Source organism: Gemmatimonas sp. (assembly GCF_041689975.1).
GTDB lineage: Bacteria > Gemmatimonadota > Gemmatimonadetes > Gemmatimonadales > Gemmatimonadaceae > Gemmatimonas.
Map to the genome: position 1 here is coordinate 1 of NZ_JBDNFF010000152.1, position 4,608 is coordinate 4,608.

Consider the following 4,608-nt stretch of genomic DNA (forward strand, 5'->3'; position numbering starts at 1 on the left):
GAGTTTGAGACCGAGCTTGTCCGCGAGGATGAGGTGGCTCTCGACTTCGAATGCCGACGAGATGGCGTAACTGAGAAATCGAGCACAATCGGCGTCACTGGGCTGAGCGACCCCTTCCGCGATGTTGGTGGGGATGGAGTCAACGGCGCGTGTGACTTGCGTGCGTAGTTCCGGCGCCTGCGTGCGCGTGATACCGCGCGCAATGCGGTGCACTCGGACGGCCAGCGAAATCGCGCGATGCCACGCGAGAATGTTGGCGGGATCTTGCATGCGCCACGATACAGGGAGGCGTACGCAGCGACGTGTTCCAAACACCGCCCCCTCGCGCAAATCTACGCAGTCCCTCCTGCCCCCTGCCCCCTAAAACCCTCCCCCCTGCTTCCTAGGGAGTTCGCGATCGCTCCGAAAAGCGGATACGGAAAGGGCGGCGCCGTCTCCGGCGCCGCCTTCCCCAGCCCATCACGAGCGAAACCAGCTCAGAACGACAACCGCAGACTCGCCTGCACCTGATAAAACTGGCTGAAGTTGAGCGGCGTGAAACTCGGGTTGAAGTTGTTCGTGAACGTCACGACCGGCACTTGTGTGGCGGGGTCGGCACTCGTGAGCGACTGCACCTGCAACAGCGACGCATTGCTGTTGCCCGAGGCGGATTTGATACGTCCCCACTTGCTGTTCAGCAGATTCGCCGCGTTGAAGATGTCGAGGCGGAGCGTCGCACGTTCGCCGCGGATCGTCGGTAGCTGCTGTTCGAGCGTTACGTCGAAGCGATCGAACATCGGGTTCCGGCAGGACGTCCGCTTCATGATCGTGCCGCGCTGCGATTCGAGACAGCTGTTGTCCTTGATGAACTGATCGAGGTTCGCGGCCTGCTGGGCAGGTGTGAGCGTGACGCCACCGACCGTGGTCTGCGAGAAGCCCATCTTCGGATCGGTCGGACCCGTCGGGATATAGATCGGGTCGTTGGCGTTCGAGCCGTCACCGTTCATATCACCACGGCCACCGTTGCCGCTGTACGTGAAGGAATACGGGGTACCGGACGCCTTGCTGTAGTAGAAGGTGACGTTCGTCTGGTTCGACTTCCACGGCGCCGTGTACGTGCCGTTGATGAGCAAGCGATGCGGCTGGTCGAAGGCCGACGCGCTCACCGGCTGATCAGTCTGCAATCCCGAGTACACGCGGCCGAACTGCCAGTTGGAGAGCGCCACCGACGACGTGAGATCGGTCACCGAGTAGCTGCGACCATACGTGTACGCCACCGAGCCTTCGAAGGCGCCGCTGAAGCGCTTGCGGAGCTGGCCCGTGGCGCTGTACGCGTAGTCCTTGCTCTGATTGGATAGTTCGATGACGTTGGAGCCGTAAACCGGGAAGAGCGGCGAGACGGTCGGAACTCCGTTGGCCGCGAAATTGGCGAACACGGTGCGTCCTTGCGCGTCGATGCGACCCGTCTGCGGGATGTTGATGTTGTTGTAAAAGAAGCTGTTGATGGAACGCGAGTACAGACCGTCAAACGTCGCGATCACATCGCCGGGCAGCTTGCGGTCATAGCCAAGCGTGGCGCGGAGCAGTTGCGGAAACTTGAGGTCCGGATCGGCCAGGTTCACCGTGCCGAGGATCGTACCATCATCGAGGCTGCGTCCTGCCGTGCCGTTCGTCCGCAGGCCGCAACCGCGCGGGGACACCGGCGTGGCGTTGAACAGCGGCGCCGCGCCGTTGGTTGCGGTCACGCCGCCGCCGCAGGTGAACTGCGCGAGACCGGCGCCGGTGTTCTGGAACTGGTTCGCCATCCACACATACGCCGGGATGCCTTGGAACAGACCGACACCACCACGGATCTGATTCTTCTGGTCGCCGGTGGCGTCCCAGTTGAAGCCGATACGCGGCGAGAACTGCAGGTTGCCCGACGGCAGGTCGGCGGTGCTGCGACCGAAGTCACGCTGCACGGTGGCGGCGAACGACGGCTTGTCGAAGAAGAGCGGCACGTCGATACGCAGGCCGACCGTGGTGGTGAAGCGCGGCGTCACCGTCCACTGGTCCTGGATGTACCCGGCGAGCTGTGCCGCCGAGAAATTGGCCACCACGTCGCCGCCGAGCCCACCGGAACCCGAGAACGAAGCCGGCGCGCGGTTGGCCACGAAGTCGGAGAGCGAGTTGAACGTGTAGTTGCCGTATCCGTTCTGCAAGAACGAGTTGTACGCCTTGTAGATCTCGTTGCGGGTACCGATCGACACGATGTGATTGCCCAGCGGCATCGTGAAGTTGTTCTGGATTTCGTACAGATCCTCGCGGAGCTCGTTGCCAACCGAGTTGGCTTCGGTACCGGCGCGAAACCCGATGCCCGAGCCCGTGCCACCGATGTTCTGTACCAGCACCTGCGGCGCGAGCACGTCCGGCACGCGCTTGAAGCGCGTGGTCGTGAGGCCCACGGTGAATTCGTTCGAGAAGCCGTTCCCGAAGTTCGTGAACGCCTGACCGACGATCTGGTTCGACTTCTCGGTACGACGGAATCCGTTGGACGTGAAGTTGAATTGCCCAAGCGAGCGCGAGAAGTCGAAGGCTTCCTGGTCGTTGTAGATGTTGCGCAGCACGAGACGCGTGTTGCCCGACAGCTGGTAGTCGAGACGCACGAACGTGTTCAGCAGCGGATTCTCATTCGACTGCAACGCACCGGTGCCGGCGGCGATGCCCTTGCTCGACAGGTAGTTCACGAACGAGTCGACCTGCGCGGTGGTGATACGCGCGGCGGCGACCGGGGAGTTCACGAGGCCGGTGGGCGACGTCGGGTCGTAAAACGGTCCCGCCGACGGTGCCACGTTCTGGCTGGTTTCAACGGTGGCGAAGAAGCGCAGCTTGTTCTTGATGATCGGGCCGCCCAGCGAGAAGCCAAGCTGGCGACGCACGAACGGCGACGTGCGCAGGAACGCCGTGTCACGACCCATCTGCTGGTCGCGGTAATACAGGAACGCGGATCCCTTGAACTCGTTCGTGCCCGACTGCGTCACCGCGTTCACGAGCGCGCCGGTGAAGTTGCCTTGGCGCACGTCGTATGGCGACACGAGCACCTGGAATTCCTTGATGGCGTCGAGCGGCAGGGCGCGGCCACCGACCTGCGCACCAACGGTCGGCGAACTACCGAGACCGAAGCGGTTCGCAAGCGACACACCGTCAATCTGGATGTTATTGAAACGGTTGTTCTGGCCGGCCGCCGAGATACGTCCGTCTTGCGCCACGTTCACCTGCGGCGAGTTGCGGATCAAATCCGTTACGTCACGATTCAGCGTCGGCAAGCGACGCACGAGCGTGTCGGTGAGGACCGTCTGCACGCCCTGACGGGTGGCTGAGAAATCGGAGGTCGTGGTCACCGCTTCCGTGCGAACGGTGGCGAGCTGGGTCGCCTGTTCCCGCAGCTGAAAGTCCAGGCGCGTAGTCTGCGTGAGGCTGACCACGACGTCGGTGCGCGTTTGCGGCGCAAAGCCAATGCGACGCGCAATGACGGTATAGGTGCCGACTTCAAGGTTCGGGATGAAGAAGCGACCATTGTCTCGCGTGATCTGGCTGGCCTTCGCACCATTGGAGCGATTGACTACTTCGACCGACACGTTCGGGACCGGAGCATTCTTCTCGTCCGTCACGAGGCCGGTGATCGCGCCCGTCGTGGTTCCCTGCGCCGCGAGCGGCTTAGAGGCACCGACGGTCAGCGCCACGACCGTGACGGCCAGGCTGAGCCAACGTTGAATATGCATAGATACAGTTTGTCCGAATGTGGAGGAGGCGTTTCTCGGCGCTGGACAGACGAGGCCAGCTGCCGAGACCGGGAAAGCTAGGTTCGCCGTTACATACGGGCAACCGAGGAGCGTAACCGGTGGGTCACGGAGGATTGGCGCGGCGGTCAGCGCTGTGCCTGAGGGAGCAGGGTAAATGAAGGAAGGGGGCACGTTGACCGCCCCCCACCGTGTCGGTAATCAATCTTGAGGCGGAATCCCGGTCAGTAGCGCCCGTGTACGGGTGTCGTCTTTGGGAAACGTTCGGCGATGTTGACAGCGCCTCGTGTAACGGGCCGGTAACCAGCCGACGTCAATATCAGGGAGTCGCGTGTGCAGAGCCCCCGAAAATGCTAAAGTAACTGGGCGTAGTGAAGCGGGCTCACTTGTGCGTTACCGAGCCTCCCCTCCAGCGACTTCGCATTAATCGAAAACGAGGAGCTATACATGAACCGTGTGATCAAGAGCGCGTGTCGCGGCCTAGCGGGATTGGCCTTGGCCGTTTCGGCCGCTGCTGCCGTCACTCCCACAGCCGCCCACGCCCAGGTGACCGGTTCCGCCATCCGAGGGACCGTGCGCGACTCCAGCGGTCGTGGCGTGGAAAACGTTCGCGTTGAGGCCATTCACCAGCCGTCTGGGACCCGCTACGCGGCCGTCACGCGCGGCAACGGCGGCTACTCCCTTATCGGCCTGCGTGTAGGCGGCCCCTATACCATTTCGACCTCGGCACTGGGCTTCGCCAAGCAGACGGCCTCCGACGTCTTCCTGACGCTCGGCATTACCTACGACCAAAGCTTCACGCTCCGCGTGGCAGCCGTCCAGCTCGCGGGAGTCGTGACGACGGCCGAGA

Annotated in this window: 3 protein-coding genes; 1 reads left to right on the forward strand and 2 read right to left on the reverse strand. The window is 62.8% G+C overall.

Annotation, left to right across the window (positions count from 1 at the left end; translation table 11 throughout):
• Together ACESNG_RS10140 and ACESNG_RS10145 are read right to left on the reverse strand one after the other, a co-directional pair.
• Positions 1 to 270, reverse strand: a 270-nt coding sequence (locus ACESNG_RS10140) for a four helix bundle protein (protein ID WP_373068826.1), incomplete at its 3' end; no start/stop codon positions are given.
• Positions 271 to 476: 206 nt separating this feature from the next.
• On the reverse strand, positions 477 to 3,740 hold the full coding sequence (locus ACESNG_RS10145) for a carboxypeptidase regulatory-like domain-containing protein (RefSeq protein ID WP_373068828.1): 3,264 nt from the start codon (positions 3,738 to 3,740) through the stop codon (positions 477 to 479).
• Positions 3,741 to 4,205: 465 nt separating this feature from the next.
• On the opposite strand from ACESNG_RS10145, the gene ACESNG_RS10150 reads away from it, so the two are divergent.
• Positions 4,206 to 4,608 (forward strand): carboxypeptidase-like regulatory domain-containing protein (locus ACESNG_RS10150; protein WP_373068830.1); only part of this gene is annotated, 403 nt, incomplete at its 3' end.

Excerpts from the sequence above, each read along its gene's own strand:
- ACESNG_RS10145 (WP_373068828.1), bottom strand. The coding sequence starts at position 3,740 with ATGCATATTCAACGTTGGCTCAGCCTGGCCGTCACGGTCGTGGCGCTG.